Annotated in this window: 14 protein-coding genes; 10 read left to right on the forward strand and 4 right to left on the reverse strand. The window is 70.4% G+C overall.

Annotation, left to right across the window (positions count from 1 at the left end):
* Positions 1-69 precede the first annotated feature (69 nt).
* Genes CFT82_RS06665 through arsB form a run of 3 tightly spaced genes read right to left on the reverse strand, consistent with a single transcriptional unit; the run spans position 70 to position 3262 of the window.
* Positions 70-1272, reverse strand: a complete 1203-nt coding sequence (locus tag CFT82_RS06665) for an FAD-dependent oxidoreductase (protein WP_088818189.1) — start codon at positions 1270-1272, stop codon at positions 70-72.
* A 44-nt stretch (positions 1273-1316) separates the two neighbouring features.
* Positions 1317-2162: an arsenate reductase/protein-tyrosine-phosphatase family protein gene (locus tag CFT82_RS12390; protein ID WP_088818190.1), complete on the reverse strand. Its 846-nt coding sequence runs from the start codon at positions 2160-2162 to the stop codon at positions 1317-1319.
* Positions 2162-3262 carry an ACR3 family arsenite efflux transporter gene (gene arsB, locus CFT82_RS06675; protein ID WP_234994301.1) on the reverse strand — a complete coding sequence of 367 codons (1101 nt, stop codon included), beginning with the start codon at positions 3260-3262 and terminating at the stop codon, positions 2162-2164. The genes CFT82_RS12390 and arsB overlap by 1 nt, the downstream gene beginning before the upstream one ends.
* A gap of 170 nt (positions 3263-3432) precedes the next feature.
* Here arsB and CFT82_RS06680 point away from each other — a divergent pair, with 170 nt between their 5' ends.
* Both CFT82_RS06680 and CFT82_RS06685 read left to right on the forward strand, forming a co-directional pair.
* The gene (locus CFT82_RS06680; protein WP_234994302.1) at positions 3433-3768 is read left to right on the forward strand and encodes an ArsR/SmtB family transcription factor; all 336 of its coding nucleotides are present in this window, start codon (positions 3433-3435) and stop codon (positions 3766-3768) included.
* Positions 3769-3882: 114 nt separating this feature from the next.
* Positions 3883-4557, forward strand: a complete 675-nt coding sequence (locus CFT82_RS06685; protein ID WP_088818193.1) for an arsenate-mycothiol transferase ArsC — start codon at positions 3883-3885, stop codon at positions 4555-4557.
* Between the two features lie 3 nt (positions 4558-4560).
* Here CFT82_RS06685 and CFT82_RS06690 read toward each other — a convergent pair whose 3' ends face one another.
* Complete coding sequence (locus CFT82_RS06690; RefSeq protein ID WP_088818194.1) at positions 4561-5718, reverse strand: oxidoreductase; 1158 nt, start codon at positions 5716-5718, stop codon at positions 4561-4563.
* A 153-nt stretch (positions 5719-5871) separates the two neighbouring features.
* On the opposite strand from CFT82_RS06690, the gene CFT82_RS06695 reads away from it, so the two are divergent.
* The 8 genes from CFT82_RS06695 to CFT82_RS06725 all read left to right on the forward strand — a co-directional run bounded on the left by CFT82_RS06695 (position 5872) and on the right by CFT82_RS06725 (position 15923).
* Positions 5872-7470: an ABC transporter substrate-binding protein gene (locus tag CFT82_RS06695; protein WP_088818195.1), complete on the forward strand. Its 1599-nt coding sequence runs from the start codon at positions 5872-5874 to the stop codon at positions 7468-7470.
* A 27-nt stretch (positions 7471-7497) separates the two neighbouring features.
* Positions 7498-8949 (forward strand): alanine/glycine:cation symporter family protein, encoded by a 1452-nt coding sequence (locus CFT82_RS06700; protein WP_088818196.1) that lies wholly within the window; start codon positions 7498-7500, stop codon positions 8947-8949.
* A gap of 128 nt (positions 8950-9077) precedes the next feature.
* Positions 9078-9398: a hypothetical protein gene (locus tag CFT82_RS11535; protein WP_143469517.1), complete on the forward strand. Its 321-nt coding sequence runs from the start codon at positions 9078-9080 to the stop codon at positions 9396-9398.
* A 26-nt stretch (positions 9399-9424) separates the two neighbouring features.
* Entirely contained in the window at positions 9425-10186 is a 762-nt protein-coding gene (locus CFT82_RS12200) for an ABC transporter ATP-binding protein (protein WP_088818197.1), read from the forward strand.
* A gap of 1925 nt (positions 10187-12111) precedes the next feature.
* The gene (locus tag CFT82_RS06710) at positions 12112-13059 is read left to right on the forward strand and encodes an ABC transporter permease (RefSeq protein ID WP_088818198.1); all 948 of its coding nucleotides are present in this window, start codon (positions 12112-12114) and stop codon (positions 13057-13059) included.
* On the forward strand, positions 13056-13898 hold the full coding sequence (locus CFT82_RS06715) for an ABC transporter permease (protein ID WP_088818199.1): 843 nt from the start codon (positions 13056-13058) through the stop codon (positions 13896-13898). The genes CFT82_RS06710 and CFT82_RS06715 overlap by 4 nt, the downstream gene beginning before the upstream one ends.
* A gap of 37 nt (positions 13899-13935) precedes the next feature.
* Positions 13936-14238, forward strand: coding sequence for a hypothetical protein (locus CFT82_RS06720; RefSeq protein WP_088818200.1), 303 nt, complete (start codon positions 13936-13938; stop codon positions 14236-14238).
* Positions 14235-15923, forward strand: a complete 1689-nt coding sequence (locus CFT82_RS06725) for a dipeptide ABC transporter ATP-binding protein (protein WP_234994304.1) — start codon at positions 14235-14237, stop codon at positions 15921-15923. The genes CFT82_RS06720 and CFT82_RS06725 overlap by 4 nt, the downstream gene beginning before the upstream one ends.
* Positions 15924-16031 lie beyond the last annotated feature (108 nt).

A 16031-nucleotide genomic window follows, 5' to 3' on the forward strand; every position in this document is an offset into this window, starting at 1 on the left:
TCGGTGGATGCACGACCAGGTCCCCCACGGGGGCGTGCTCAGGCAATCTGAACCGCCCCGGGGGGGGTGTCAAGAACCGCCGCGCCCCGCCCCCAAGAGTTCACCGATCTCCCGCACCGCCGCCCGGGCCGGCCGCCCCACCCCGATGAGCGTCGCCGAGGCAGGCCCGGTCCAGTCGCCATAGCCCATGAGGTGCAGGCGCGGATCGCCCGCCGCCCGCGTCATCGATCCCTCCGCCACAGCGACCCGCCCCCGCTCGCCGCGGAGCCCCAGCGGGCGCAGGTGTCCCAGCGCGGGACGGTAGCCGGTGCACCACAGCACCGCCGTCAGGGGCAGCACCTCGCCGGGCGGCACGGGCGGCTCGTTCCACGTGGAACCATCCTCGGCGCCCTCGTCCACACCGGCGTCCACACGGTTGTCCACAGCCTGTGTGGAATGGCCCACAGGCCCCCACGCCGCCCCTGCCGTGGTCAGCCGCTCCACCATCGGCACCGCCCCCAGCCGCCCCTCCTGCAGGGCCGCTCGCACCTCCGGGACCTGCACGATGTCGCCCAGCGCCGCCACGCCGCCGTCGTCCGGGCGCCCCGCGTCGAGCGCCGCCCGCCGGGCCGTGGCCACGTCGAAGAGCACCCGGCCGTCCACCTCCGGCGGCATGAACCGCGGCGGGCGCTGCGTCGCCCACACCACCTCGTGCGATGCGGTGAGCTCGGCCGCCAGCTGCGCCCCGGTGTTGCCCCCACCCACCACGAGCACCCGCCCGGCTGGCAGCGACTCCGGCCCGCGGTACTGCGCCGAGTGGAGCTGCGCGCCCCGGAACTCCCGCATCCCCGCCACGGCCGGCCAGAAGGGCCGTGACCAGGTGCCGGTCGCGCTCACTACGGCCCGGGACGCCCAGGTCACGGCCTCCCCGCCCCGCACACCCTCGACGAGCAGCCGATCACCGCCGTCCCGCACGGCCTCCACCCGCACCGGCCGCTCGACCGGCACCTCGTAGCGCTCCTCGTAGGCCGTCAGGTAATCCTCCACGTGCTCGCGCGAGGGGAACGAGCCCTCGCCGCGCCAGGGCGGCATCATCCAGCCCGGCAGCGAGGAGAACTGCGGCGGGGAGAAGGCGTGCAGGCTCGGCCACATCCGGCCCCACGCACCGCCCGGCCCGTCGGCCGCGTCGAGGACCACGTGCTCGATGCCGGCCCGGCGCAGCCAGTAGCTCGTCGCCAGTCCCGCCTGCCCGCCACCGACGACGGCGACGTCCACCTCCTGCGCCCTCCTCATGGGCTGGCCCTTCCTGTTCGGTCCCCGGTGTCCAGCGCTGCCCCTCAGTCGCGCAGCTCCTCGGCCAGCGCCGCCACCTGTGTGTCGATCTCGTCGCGGATCAGCGCCATCCGCTCCGCTCCCTCGATGCCGCGCTCGCTCGGCTCGTCGACGGTCCAGCGGCGCACGTCCGCCGGGAGGTGCCCCTCGAGCTCCGGCCCGGGCTGCGCGCCGCCGATGACCACGAGCACGTCGGTCGCTGCGGCCAGCTGGGGGGTGAGCTGCTTGGGGTGCTCCCCGGCCAGGGTCGCCCCCACGGCCTCGAGGCTCTCGGCGGACTCGTCGTTCACGCCCTTCTCGCGCGGCGCGGCGGCCACCCCGGCGCTCAGCACCTGCACGCCGGGCACGGCCAGGCGTCGCATGAGCCCGGCGCCCATCTGCGACTTGCCCCGGTTGGAGTTGCACACGAAGGTCACGATGCGCTCGGCGGGGCGCGGCCAGGGCAGCGGCTCCACCCCGAGCGAGCGGAGCATCTCCTCCACGCGGCGCCGGATCTCGTCACGGACCGGGCGGACCTCCTCGACGGGGCGTCCGGCCGGGTCCTCCAGCTCCCAGTCCTCGCGGCGCACACCGGGGACGTAGGGGCACTCGTCGCCGCAGCCCATCGTCACCACGACTTCGGAGGCCTCCATGTCCTCCCGGGTCAGGACCCGTGGGGTCACGGCGCCGAGGTCGATGCCGACCTCCGCCATCGCCTCCACGGCCGCCGGGTTCACGGCGTCGGCCGGCTGCGAGCCGGAGGAGCGAACCTCCACCCGGTCCCCGCCCAGGGTCCGGGTCCAGGCGGCGGCCATCTGCGAGCGGCCGGCGTTGTGGACGCAGACGTACATCACGGCGGGGCGACTGGTCATCAGCGGGCTCCTGCGGGGGGCGAGGCGGGGAAGAGGCGCGGACGCAGCCAGAGTGACACGTAGACCAGGCCGACCAGCACCGGGACCTCGATGAGCGGCCCGACGACCCCGGCCAGGGCTTCGCCGGAGCTCAGGCCGAAGGTGGCGATGGCCACGGCGATGGCCAGCTCGAAGTTGTTGCCGGCGGCGGTGAAGGCCAGCGTCGTGGTGCGCTCGTAGCCCAGGCCCACCGCGCGTCCGAGGGCGTAGGAGCCGCCCCACATGAGGACGAAGTAGGCCAGCAGCGGCAGGGCGATCCGGGCCACGTCCCCGGGGTGGGAGGTGACCTGCTCGCCCTGCAGGGCGAAGAGCACCACGATGGTGAACAGCAGGCCGTAGAGAGCCCACGGGTCGATGGCCGGCAGGAAGCGGTCCTCGTAGCGCGCGCGGCCCATCGCCTGCTCGCCGAAGCGGCGGGTGAGGAAGCCGGCCACCAGCGGGATGCCCAGGAAGATCAGCACGCTGCGGGCGATCTCCCACATCGAGACGTCCAGGCCGGTGGTGTCCAGGCCCAGCCAACCCGGCAGCACGGACAGGTAGAACCACCCCAGCACGCCGAACATGAGCACCTGGAAGACCGAGTTGATCGCCACGAGCACGGCGGCGGCCTCACGGTCACCACAGGCCATGTCGTTCCAGATGATGACCATGGCGATGCAGCGGGCCAGGCCGACGATGATCAGGCCGGTCCGGTACTCCGGGAGGTCGGGCACGAGGAGCCAGGCCAGGGCGAACATGAGCGCCGGGCCGAGGATCCAGTTGAGGAGCAGGGAGGAGCCGAGCATGCGGCGGTCGGCGGTGACCTCATCGAGCCGGTCGTAGCGGACCTTGGCCAGGACCGGGTACATCATGACCAGCAGGCCGATGGCGATCGGCAGCGAGACGCCGGCGACCTTCACCGAGTCGAGGGCCGAGTCCAGCCCGGGCACGAGGCGGCCGAGGAGGAGTCCGGCGGCCATGGCCGCGCCGATCCAGACGGGCAGGAAGCGGTCCAGGGTGGACAGGCGGGCGGTGGGGTCCATCGGCGGGGCGGCGGGGGACGCGCTGGGTGCTGAGTTCATCACGCTCTCGAGGGGAGGGGGGCAGGGTGCTGGGCCGGAGGAGGGAGGTGGATGGGCCGGAGGGGGATCAGCCCATCCACCGGGTCGATCTGAATCGACATATCGATGGATATCGATATGTCGATTCTGGCAAGATGGAGCGACCGAAGTCAACGCGAGGGAGGTGGAGCGTGTCCGCACCGGAGACGCCCCCGGGCGAGCTGACGGGGGCAGAGGACTGCGGGGTGGCCCTCCACCGGGTGCCCGACGAGGAGGCGGCCACCGTGCTCAAGGCCCTGGGTCACCCGGCCCGGGTCCGCATCGTCGCGGCCGTCCGGGCCGCGAAGGCGGGCGAGGTCTGCGTCTGCGACCTGCAGCCGGTCGTCGACCTGGCCCAGCCGACGGTCAGCCACCACCTCAAGGTGCTCGTCGACGCCGGGCTGCTCACCCGCGAGCGGCGCGGCTCCTGGAGCTGGTATGCGCTCGACGACGACGCCTGGCGGCGGATCGGCGCGTTCTTCGCCTGAGCGGGCATGGTTCACCCCCTGTTCAGACGTGACCTCTGCCACTAGCGTCGTGCGGACAGGGCGCATTAGCGCACGACCGAGGCCGGCCCCGGGGTCGGCGCAAGGAGGCACGACATGACCGCCCAGCCCGGCATCGAGAAGCAGTACGAGAGTGCGACCGAGCGGCTCCTCCACGAGTTCGACGCCGTCTTCAGTCGCGAGGAGGTCTCCGAGGCCCTCCGGCGGGCCCGTGCGGAGCGGGAGGCGAACGCCAAGATCAAGGACTTCGTCCCGGTCCTGGCCGAGCGGCAGGCCAAGGACCGCCTCAAGGCCCTCGCCCAGCAGCGCGGTGCGGCGAACACGCGCATCCCGGTCGTGATCTTCGTGAGCCCGCACAACGCCGGCGCCACGCAGATGGCGGCCACCCTCACCGACAAGTACTCCGGCGGCCGGATCCACGTGATGAGCGCTGGCATCGACCCGCACGAGGAGATCGACCCGGCCGTGGTGCAGGTGATGCAGGAGCGCGGCATCGACACCACCCACATGTACCCGCAGCCGGTGGAGCAGGACGTGCTCCGGGCCGCGGACGTGGTGGTCACCATGGCCGATCCCGACCTCGGTGAGGACTTCCTGGCCCGCCGTCGCGAGGACTGGCCGGTCCGCCTCATCGGGCAGGAGGTCGACGCGGTCCGCGCCGCGCGCGACGAGATCAAGGCCCGGGTGGACGGGCTCATCGTCTCCCTGCTCGGGGAGGGATCGGTCCTCTCCGACGAGGACGCCGCCGCCTACGTGCGCGACAAGGCCTGAGCCTCAGGCCAATCGGTCCAGTCGCGCGCGCTCGTACTGCCCGATCGTGAGCGGCTGGGCCCCGAGCTCGTGGGCGGCCCGCATCCACCAGTGCGGGTCGGCCAGGGCGGCGCGGGCCAGCAGCACCAGGTCCGCCTGCTCCTGGCCGACGATCGTCTCGGCCTGGTGCGGCGAGCTGATCTCACCCACCGCGCCGACCGGGATCTCGTGCCCGGCCTCGCGCAGCGCCGCGCGGATCTCCGTGGCCAGCCGCACCTGGTAGCCCGGCCCGGTGGGGATGGTCGGGCGCGGCAGGTTGCCGCCGGCCGAGACGTCGACCATGTCCACGCCGAGGTCGGCGGCCGCGACGGCGAAGCGGGACATCATCGCCAGGTCGCCCTCGACCTCCTCCCAGTCGGTCGCGGAGATGCGCAGCAGCACCGGCATCGAGGCCGGGACGCGGCGGCGCACCTCGCGCACCACCTCCAGCCCGAAGCGGAAACGCCCCTCCTCGGAGCCACCCCACGCGTCGGTGCGGGTGTTGACCAGCGGCGAGGTGAACTGGTGGATCAGGTAGCCGTGCGCGCCGTGCACCTGCACCGCGTCGAAGCCGGCCTCCACCGCGCGCTCGGCGGCGTCCCCGAAGGCGGTGACGGTGGCGCGGATCTCCTCCTCGGTCATGGCCCGCGGGGCGGCGAGCTCGCCGAAGGCCTCGTCGGTGGGGGCGAGTGTCTGCCACCCGGAGGTCTCCGGGGAGGTCGCCCGTCCATCGGCGTCGGCCCCCGGCGCCACGGAGCCGCTGCGCCCGTCGGTGTCGAAGGGCCGCCAGGTGGAGGCCTTCCGCCCGGCGTGGGCGAGCTGGACGGCGGTCGTCACACCGGTGCCCAGCCCGTGGACGAAGTCGTTGACGCGCCGCCACCCGGCCACCTGCTCGTCGTTCCACAGGCCGGCGTCGTGGGGCGAGATCCGCCCCTCCGGGGTGACGGCGGCGGCCTCGGTGACGATCATTGAGGCGCCGCCGGTCGCGAAGGCGCCCAGGTGCACCAGGTGCCAGTCGTTCGGCACGCCCGGTGCGGTGAGCGGGTCGCAGGAGTACTGGCACATGGCGGCCACCCAGGCCCGGTGGCGGACCTCGAGCTCGCCGACGGTCAGGGGCTCGAACAGCTGGACGGTGCGGGGCACGGTTCCTCCGGTGGTCGGGTGGGTGGGGCGGGTTCCTGCACGGCGGACTCCTCGGGGAACGCTCGCACCACCCACGGGGATTCCGTGGGGGTGGCCCATACTGTGCGCGTCACCGCGCGGCAACGGGGCTGCACGGGTTAGCAAGGAGCAGTCATGCGTCATCTCGGTCGTGTCTCGACCGCCGTCCTCGCCACCACGCTGGCCCTCGCCGGGTGCAGCGCCGGGAGCAGCACCGGTGGGTCCGCGGGCGGTGGTGCCTCCTCCGCCGGCGGGGAGGGGGCCGGCGCGTCGGGGAAGGAGTCCACCGGTGGGGGCGAGGGGTCGGGCGAGGAGAGCGCCGAGCCGTCCGACGAGGTGCTCACCCTCGGCCTGGTGGCCGAGCCGGCCAGCCTGGACTTCCGCACCGCCGACGGGGCGGCCATCCCGCAGCTCCTCCTGGGGAACGTCTACGAGACCCTCGTGACGGTCGACCCGGAGTCCGGCGAGATCGTCGACGCCCTGGCCGAGTCCCACGAGATCTCCGAGGACCGCACCACCTACACCTTCACCCTCCCGGAGGGGCGCACCTTCTCCGACGGCAGCGAGCTCACCGCCGAGGACGTGGTGGCCAGCATCGAGGCCGTGCAGTCCGACGCCTGGACGAGCTCGCTGAAGTCCACGATGGATGTCGTGAAGTCGGCGGAGGCCGTTGACGACCGCACCGTCAAGGTGACGCTGGAGCGCCCGAGCAACGCCTGGCTGTACAACATGACCACCCGGGTCGGGGCGATCTTCCCCAGCGACACGCAGGCGAAGCTGGCCAAGGAGACGGTCGGCTCCGGGCCGTACGAGCTGAAGTCCTGGAAGCGGGGCGACCGCATCACGCTGGAGCGCCGCGACGACTTCGGCGGTGAGGTGCCCTACTTCAAGACGGCGGTCTTCCGCTACTTCAAGGACGGCACCGCCCTGAACAACGCGATGCTCACCGGGGACATCGACCTCGAGACCACCGTGCAGGCCCCGGAGTCCCTCTCCCAGTTCGAGGGGCGCGATGACCTGCAGGTCATCGAGGGCACCACCAACGGCGAGGTCGTCCTGTCCTTCAACCACTCCAGCACCCCGATGCAGTCCCAGCCGCTGCGCCAGGCGATCCGCCACGCGATCGACCACCAGGGGCTGGTGGACACCTGCTGGGCCGGCAAGGGTGAGCTGATCGGCTCGATGGTGCCGCCCACCGACCCCTGGTACGAGGACCGCACCGGCGACTACCCGTACGACCTGGAGAAGGCCCGGCAGCTGGTCGAGGAGGCCGGGGTCGACGAGCCGCTGCGACTGCGGGTGCCGACCCTGCCCTACGCCACGGAGTGCGGGCAGGTGGTGAAGTCCCAGCTGGAGGAGGCCGGGCTGGAGGTGAGGCTCGACCAGCTCGAGTTTCCCGCTGGCTGGCTGGAGCAGGTCCACAGCGGCGCCGACTACGACCTCTCGATCGTGGCGCACGTGGAGCCGCGCGACCTCGGCGTGCTCTTCGGCGACCCGGAGTACTACCTGCGCTTCGACGATCCCGAGGTGCAGCAGCTCCTCGAGGAGGCCGACGCGGGCAGCGAGGCGGAGCAGAAGAAGGCCATGCAGGAGGCCGCCCGCCGGGTGAGCGAGGAGGCCGCCGCGGACTTCCTCTTCCTCCTGCCCAATCTGGTGGTGGCCGACGCGGACCTACGGGGCATCCCGGAGAACTCCGTGAGCGAAGGGATCGACCTCTCGTCGCTTCGTCGCTGAGGCCCGGCGCGCCGTACCCTTCGCCCCATGGACGCCCTCGCCAAGGACATCGCGACGATCAACGGGTACTACTGGTATCTGGTGATCGTCCTGCTCGTCACCGCCGGAGCCTGGTTCACCGCCCGGACGGGGGTGGTGCAGCTGCGCCGCCTGCCAGAGATGGTCCGCACCATCCTGCAGAAGCCGGGGGCGGACTCCGACGACGGCATCTCGGCCTTCCGGGCGTTCACCGTCTCCGCGGCCTCGCGCGTGGGCACGGGCAACGTGGCGGGTGTGGCCGTGGCCATCTCGTTGGGTGGCCCGGGCGCCGTGTTCTGGATGTGGTGTCTGGCGATCCTCGGCGGGGCCACGGCCTTCATCGAGTCCACCCTCGCCCAGCTGTACAAGGTCAAGGGCGGTGACGGGTACGTCGGTGGCCCGGCGTACTACATCCGGGACGGCCTGGGCTGGAAGCCGGTGGCGGCGCTCTTCGCGGTGATCATCACCTTCACCTACGGCTTCGTCTTCAACGCGGTGCAGTCGAACTCGATCGCCGGGTCGGTGCAGGGCAACCTGGACGGCGACAACGTCGCCCTGGTGGTCGGGCTCGTCCTGGCCGGCCTGACGGCCATGGTCATCTTCGGCGGCATCAAGCGCCTCTCGGCGGTCACCGAGGTCGTCGTCCCGGTCATGGCCACGCTCTACATGATCCTCGCCCTGGTGGTGGTGGCGCTGAACATCACCGAGGTCCCGGCCATGTTCCGGCACATCGTGGGCCACGCGCTGGGCTTCGAGGAGATTGCCGGCGCCGGGATCGGTGCGGCGCTCATGCAGGGCATGCGCCGCGGGCTGTTCTCCAACGAGGCCGGGATGGGTTCGGTGCCGAACGCCGCGGCCACCGCCTCGGTGAGCCACCCGGCCAAGCAGGGCCTTGTGCAGGCGCTCGGCGTCTACTTCGACACGATCGTGGTCTGCTCGGCCACCGCCTTCGTCATCCTGCTCTCCAACCCGCAGTACGGCCTGGAGGACCCGCAGGGCATCACCCTCACCCAGTCGGCGCTGCAGGGTCAGGTGGGCCAGTGGGCGGGCCCCTTCCTCTCGGTCGTGATCTTCTTCCTGGCGTGGTCCTCGATCCTCGGGAACTCGTACTACGGCGAGGCGAACATCCGCTTCCTCGCGGGGCGGCGGGCGGAGCCGGTCATCCTGGTCTTCCGCCTCCTGGTCGTCGTCTGCGTGGCGCTGGGCGCGCTGGGCTCGGTGGCCCTGGTGTGGAATCTCGCCGACCTGGTGATGGGCTTCATGGCCACCATCAACCTCATCGCCATCCTGCCGCTGGGTGGCCTGGCGATCGCGCTGCTCAAGAACTACGACCGCCAGCTGAGCCGGGGCGACGAGCCGACCTTCCGCCGGTCGGAACTGCCGCAGGCCCGCAACGTGACCATGTGGGGCGAGGGCATGGACATGCCGGCCGTTCGTGCCGCGCACGGCGAGAAGCGCTGAGTCGCAGCTTGCTCCTAGAGTCCGGGGGGGGCTAGTCTCTCCAGCAGGGGGTGGGCCGCCCCGCATCATGGAGGGAAAAGACAATGAAGGCAGTGACTCGTGGGGTTTTGATCGCGACTACCCTGGCTATGCTGCCCATGGTTGCGCAGGCTGCCAACATTTCTGACGGGGCAAACTGTCGCATCTATGCTGACACACCCTATTATGGAAATCAGGGGGCTGTGGTGGGTAAGGTTTCACGTGGGGGGACGGGGTGCGCACCTGGCGAGGTGACGGGGAAGTTGATCCATGCCAAGTGGGGGCCTGATTATGTGGTCTCTTCGTTTCAGCAGCGCATGACCACTGGGCGGCGATGGCTCAGCGGTGGTGGAAGCAGTGGCGATGTCTATTTCACCAAGATCTATGGGGTGAAGGGTGAATCCGTCGCATCTAATTCCTTCACCTACTGATCACTGAGGTCGGAGCGGAGGGGCGAATGAGGCCTTCTTTAGAGGTCACCACGGTGAGCCAGCGATTTGGGCGTCGGGTGGCAGTGGATCGGGTGTCCTTCTCTGCGGGTCCCGGGGTCATGGGTCTGTTGGGGCCGAATGGTGCCGGAAAGAGCAGTCTTCTATCCATTCTGGCTACGCATGTGACACCCGCTGAAGGGTCGGTGATGGCCCTGGGGCGGACTGCCTTTGAGAATGGCCGTCCAGGTTCAGGCCTGGATGCGGTGCGTCGGGATCTCGGGTATCTTCCCCAGCGCTTTGAGGTTATGGGGTGGTCCTCGGTCAAGCGCAACGTAGAGGTCGCGGCGTGGTCGCAAGGGGTGCCTTCCGGGGAGGTGGCCTCGGCGGCGGATCGTGCTCTCGATGCCGTTCAGCTTACGGATCGAGCCCGTAGTCGAGCTCGATCCTTGTCGGGGGGTATGCGACAGCGGCTAGGTATCGCGTGCGCCCTTGCCCACGATCCCAAGGTGGTGCTGCTCGATGAACCGACAGCTGCGCTGGACCCTGTCCAGAGGCAGGGTCTGAGGGATTCGCTGGCGTTGATCGGCCAGTCGCGAGTCGTCCTCATTTCGACTCACATAGTAGAGGATCTGGCGCATATTGCCGAGAGGGTCCTCGTGATGAATGAGGGGGCGTTGATCTTCGACGGGGCAGTAAACGAGTTGGCGCTTCACGGAAGCCCCGGAGAGGTTTCTCCACTTGAAGCGGGGTATCGCGCCATTCTTGCGGATGGATCGATCGCCGCGTGAGCAGACTGCAGGCAGTTCATCACCCGGCGTCCCTGATTCTGTTGCTGTTATGCGTCGCGCTCGGCTTCTTCACACAGATCCCGACGGCCTGGCCTCCTGTGGGTTGGGGTCGTCTTCCCCTGGTGATTCGCGATTATGCGCCATGGGGTGCCCTGGCTGCCAGTCTGTGGGGAGCTGTGACGGGGGGTCGTCACCGGGTCGAGAGCCTTGTCCCCGGGCGTGCAGCGGGTCGTTCTGCACCCTCGTTGGTCACAGGAGAGTTGCTGCCACTCGCCGGGGCCGTCTGGGCGGGAACGCTGCTGGGCGTTGCGCCCTATGTGGTGCACCTGGTCCGTGGGGCGCCCGGGGCACCCACTTTCGGTGATCTTCTAGGGGCGGGCTTTGGTGTCGTGCTGATGGCGACCTGGGTGCCTCTGGGTTACCTCTTAGGCCTCTTGTGGGGTCGCTGGGCAATGGTTCTGGCGCCGGTTGGAGTGCTCCTTCTGATATTTGTGCCGGCTCAGGTCCAGGGGACTCCACTGGCAAGTGTGAGCCCGTGGTGGGGGAACAGTTTTCCATCCCCTGGGTGGTCTCTCTCGTGGCCGGCCGTCCTGTCGCGCTTTACGATCTTGTCGCTGGGGACCGCTTCTCTTCTCATGTGGTCCATGTGGCTCCTGAGCACCCCGAGGCGGTCACGTCTGATGCCGCGGGAGGCTGTCCTCCTAGGCGGTGTCACAGTCGCTGCTGGTGCTCTATCGATCGTGCTGCGCCCAACCCTGGTGATCCCACATGGTGAGGCAGAGTGCCAACAGGTCGGTCGCACCAGCATCTGTTCTGCACCGGAGGAGGCTGACCTCGTCAAGCAGTGGGGGCCACAGGTGGACAGCATTCTCCAAGTAGCAGGAGTGAGTGGGGCAACGGTGTCGACTCCTGGAGCATCCCGGAATGTGACTGCGGACATTGTGCTTCGCACGGGTGCTGGTGTTGATGAGCAGGCCTATGTCGATCAGACTCGTCGTGAACTGGCCTATTCGATGAGCGGAGCCAGCCAATGTGCCGACCCAAACGGTTCAAGCTCGACTGCTGTGGACCTTGCGAGCGACCTAGCGGCCTCGTTGGAGAGTATTGGGCGAGGAGGTAGTGCTACGGGAGCATTCCGAGGAGTCGGGCGCTCGGAACTGAGTGAGTGGTTTGCGCAGAATCGGACCGCCGTCGAACGTTGCACGTTGAAGGCCAGTGACATCCCATGACCGGAGCCAGACTGTGGGTCGCAGGCCGCCACCTGTGGGGTGCGGTGGCGGTGGGGCTTCTCAACATCGTGGTCTTAAGTTTGACTTGGGGGCAGTCAGTGCAGCTCGGGGGCCCTTCCGATCGCTCGCTGCGCCTCTGGGAGGTCGTGCTGGTGGTCGCTGCCATCGCCATCGTGTGCATGTTCTCGCCGCGTATGCCGAGTTGGGAGACAGCAGGTGCTTCACGATTGCGGATCTGGGCAGTTCTCCCATGCCTCATAGTGGGACTCGCCTGCATGATGCTCCCCGTGGCGGGGCTTCGAGTCGCGCAGTGGTGGCCGAGCCAGATTCGGGACGCCACATCGCAGGTACAGGGGGTTCCAGTGAGTGCTGTTATCTATCCGGGCGTTCTCACGCAGGTGACGTGTGCTGGCCTGGTCGCGAGTGGGGCGGCACTGACCATCGTGGGGATTGCCAAGCCCTTTTGGGGTGCTCTGGGTGCTGGTCTCGCTTGTGCGTTCATCATCGCCGGTCAGGTGATAGGAGCCCCGACGTGGGTGCCCTGGCCTGTGGTGAGTCTTTCCACAGCGCCTTCAGGGGCCTCTGTGGTTCTCAGCGCCCTGTGCTGGGTCATCGGGTCGGTGGTGTGGGTGTTTCGAACCGGACGAGCACCGCTGAAGGTCTCGATCTAGTCGTGGCGGCCGTAGGCTGCGGCCCATGATCCTCCGCCTCGCCTCCCGCACTGCGGTGCTGGTGCTCAGCCTGCTCGCGGCGAGCCTCATCGTCTTCGCGGTGATGCAGGTGGTGCCGGGTGACCCGGCCCGGGTGGCGCTGGGGATGAACGCCTCGGAGGAGTCCGTCGCCCGGCTGCGGTCCGAGTTCGGGCTCGACCGGCCCTGGCCGGTGCGCTACCTGGACTGGCTGGCCGGGTGGTTCACGCTCGACCTGGGGCGTGGGTACGTCTCGCAGGCGGAGATCGCCCCGCAGCTCGTCGACCGCTTCTCCGTGACCCTGTGGCTGGTGGGGACGGCGATGCTGCTGGCCCTCCTGCTGGCCGTGCCGGTGGGGGCCCTCATGGCGCTGCGGCACCGCTCCTCGGTGGGGGTGGTGCTCTCGGCGGTGAGCCAGCTGGGCATGGCCGTGCCGGCCTTCCTCGCCGGGATGCTGCTCATCGCTGTCTTCGCGGTGCGCCTCGGCTGGCTGCCCTCGGGCGGCTGGTCGGTGCCGGCGGAGGACCCGGTGGGCTTCCTCCGCAAGCTCGCCCTGCCGGCGATCTCCCTGGCCCTGGTGCAGGCCGCCATCCTGGCGCGCTACGTGCGCAACGCAGTGCTGGAGGTCATGGACACCGACTTCATCCGCACCGCACGCGCCAAGGGGCTGCCCCGTTGGAAGGCCCTGGTCCGGCACGGGTGGCGAAACGCCGCCGTCCCGGTGGTCACCGTGCTGGGGCTCTCGCTCACGTCGATGCTGGTGGGGGCGGTCGTCATCGAGCGTGTCTTCGTCATCCCCGGCGTCGGTTCGTTGCTGGTGGACGCGGTCGCCCAGCGCGACCTGGTCCTCGTGCAGGACGTGGTGATGGTGCTGGTGGCCCTGGTGCTGGTCGTGAACTTCCTGGTGGACGTGCTCTACGTCCTCATCGACCCGCGGATCGGGGGGCGCGCATGAGCACCGACCGTCCGCCGAGCCGGGCCGGCCGCACCTACCTGCTGGTGGGCGGCACCCTCGTGGCCGTCATGGTGCTCATGGCGCTGGTCTCCTTCGTGTGGACCCCCTACGACCCGATGCGGGTGGTCCCCTCCGCCCGGCTCCAGGGCCCGAGCGCGGAGCACTGGCTGGGCACGGACAAGTTCGGCCGCGACACCCTGAGCCAGATCCTCGTCGGGGCCCGCACCACGCTCTACGTCGGCTTCATCGCCGTGGGGGTGGCGGCTGTGCTGGGGGTCCCGCTGGGGATTCTCTCGGCGATGGGCCCGCGTTGGCTGGACGCGCTCATCATGCGCGCCGCCGACATCGGGCTGGCCTTCCCGGCGCTGCTGCTGGCGATCATGTTCGCGGCCGTCTTCGGGGCCTCCACCACCTCGGCGATGCTGGCGATCGGCCTGGCGAGCGTCCCCTCCTTCGCCCGTGTCACCCGGGCCGGGGCGCTGGGCATCCTGCCGCGGGAGTTCATCACCGCCGCCCGGGTGGCGGGGCGGCGGCCGGCCGGCATCGGGTGGCGGCACGTGCTGCCCAACGTGCTCGGGCTGGTCATCGTGCAGGCCTCGGTGAGCTTCGCGCTGGCCATCCTCGCCGAGGCGGGCCTGAGCTTCCTCGGCTTCGGCACGCCCCCCGACACCCCCAGCTGGGGCAGGATGCTGCAGGAGAGCCAGTCGATGCTGGCCACCGAGCCCCGGCTGGCGATCGTGCCGGGGCTGGCCATCGCCCTGGCCGTGCTCGGCTTCAACCTGCTCGGTGACGGCCTGCGCGACCGCTACGACCCCCAGATGCAGGTGGTGGACCAGTGAGCACGGCCCTGTTCCTGGCGACCTCGGAGGATGACGCATGAAGGCATGGCTCGGCACCGTGGTGGCCCTCGGTGTGCTGGCGGTCGGGATGATCCTGACCACCTCCGCCCCCTGGTTGGCGCTGCTCCCGGTCCTGTCCTTCGGTCTGGTCATGGCCTGGGTGCAGCACACGACCGGGAGCGACCACTACCCGTGGGGTGTGGCCCTGGGGCTCGTGGCCTATCTCGCGGCCGAGGCCACGGGTGGGCGTTTCTTCCTGGCCACCGTGCTCCTCCTGACGGTGATGGCCGTGGTGCACACCCGGCGCATGCGGCAGGAGCGGGTCGGGGCACGACCGTGAGCACGGCCTTGGACACCGGCGGCGAGATGGGCACCGGTCCGCACGTCGACCGTCGAGATGCGCACCGGTACGCCCCTGGACGTCCCCGGATCGAGGTGCGTGATCTGGGCGTCCACACCCGGCGCCGCACTCTCGTGGAGGGCCTCGACCTGACCCTGGAGGCCGGTGACCGGGTCGGTCTCATCGGCGAGTCCGGCTCCGGCAAGTCCCTCACGGCGCTGGCGATCATGGGCCTGCTCCCGGACAACCTCCACGCCACGGGTTCCATCGAGCTCACCCCGGAGGACGGAGGCGGCACCACGCAGGTCGTCGGCGCCTCGGACGCCGCCATGTCCCGCCTGCGCGGCCGCGACCTCTCGATGGTCTTCCAGGAGCCGATGAGCGCCCTGAACCCCACCATGCGCGTCGGCGACCAGGTGGCCGAGGTCATGGAGATCCACGGCACCGCGCGCGGCGACGCCGCCCAGCGCCGGGCGGTGGAGCTCCTCGAGTCCGTCGGGGTGGTCGACGCCGAGGCCGTGGCGCGCAGCCACCCCCACCAGCTCTCCGGCGGGCAGCGGCAGCGCGTCGTCATCGCCATCGCCCTGGCCAACGACCCCGACGTGCTCATCTGCGACGAGCCGACCACCGCGCTCGACGTCACCGTGCAGGCGACCGTGGTGCAGCAGATCCTCGAAGGCGCCGCCGCCCACGACGCGGCCCTGCTCTTCATCACCCACGACCTCGCCCTGGTCTCGCAGGTGTGCGAGCGGGTGGTGGTGCTCAAGGACGGTCAGGTCGTGGAGCGGGGCACCGTGGCCGAGGTGTTCACCGACCCGCAGCACCCGTACACGCAGCAGCTCGTGGCCGCCTCCCGGCTCGGGACGCGCTCCGGGGTCCCGTCCGCCGCGCCGGGGGCTGAGCCCGCGGTGGCCGTCCGCGACGTGCGGCAGGTCTACACCCGCCCCCGACGCAGCCTGTTCAGCCGCCCGTCCGAGGTGGTGGCGCTCGACGACGTGAGCCTCGAGATCGCCGAGGGGGAGCGCTTCGGCATCGTGGGGGAGTCGGGCTCCGGGAAGTCCACCCTGCTCCGTCTCCTCGCCGGGTTGGAGAGCCCCACCGAGGGCTCCGTGGAGGTGACGGGGCGGGCCGTCTCCGGCGTGCCCGAGCGGCAGCTCGGCTGGCTGCGGCAGACGGTGCAGATGGTCTTCCAGGACCCCCGCGACTCCCTCGACCCCCGCATGACCGTCCGCGACGTGGTCGGTGAGCCACTGCTGGTGCAGGGAGCGCCCCGCGTGGAGGTGGACGAGCGCGTGGCCGAGCTGCTGGAGCGGGTCGGGCTGGAGGCCGCGATGATGCGGCGCCACCCGCACCAGTTCAGCGGCGGGCAGCGGCAGCGCATCAGCATCGCCCGTGCGCTGGCGCCCTCCCCGCGGATCCTGCTGGCCGACGAGCCGGTCTCCGCGCTCGATGTGTCGGTGCGGGGCCAGGTGCTCGATCTGCTCGGCGAGCTGGTGGACGAGATGGGGCTCACCCTGGTGTTCGTGAGCCACGACCTCTCGGTGGTGCGGCACGTGTGCGACCGGGTGGCCGTGCTGCGCCACGGCGAGCTGGTCGAGGTGGCGCCGACCGAGCAGCTGTGGGCCGCCCCGGGGAGCGACTACACGCGACGTCTCGTCGAGTCCGTTCCGCGCCTGGCCGTGTGACGCTTCGGCCGCTCGGCCCGGTTCCCGTGTGGCGGTTTGGCTGCTAGGGCGACCAATTCGTCGCACAGGCGGGCCCCGGGTGGCCGGTTTGTCGCACAGGGTGGGTTC

Source organism: Kytococcus aerolatus, from assembly GCF_900187395.1.
Taxonomy (GTDB): Bacteria; Actinomycetota; Actinomycetes; order Actinomycetales; family Dermatophilaceae; genus Kytococcus; species Kytococcus aerolatus.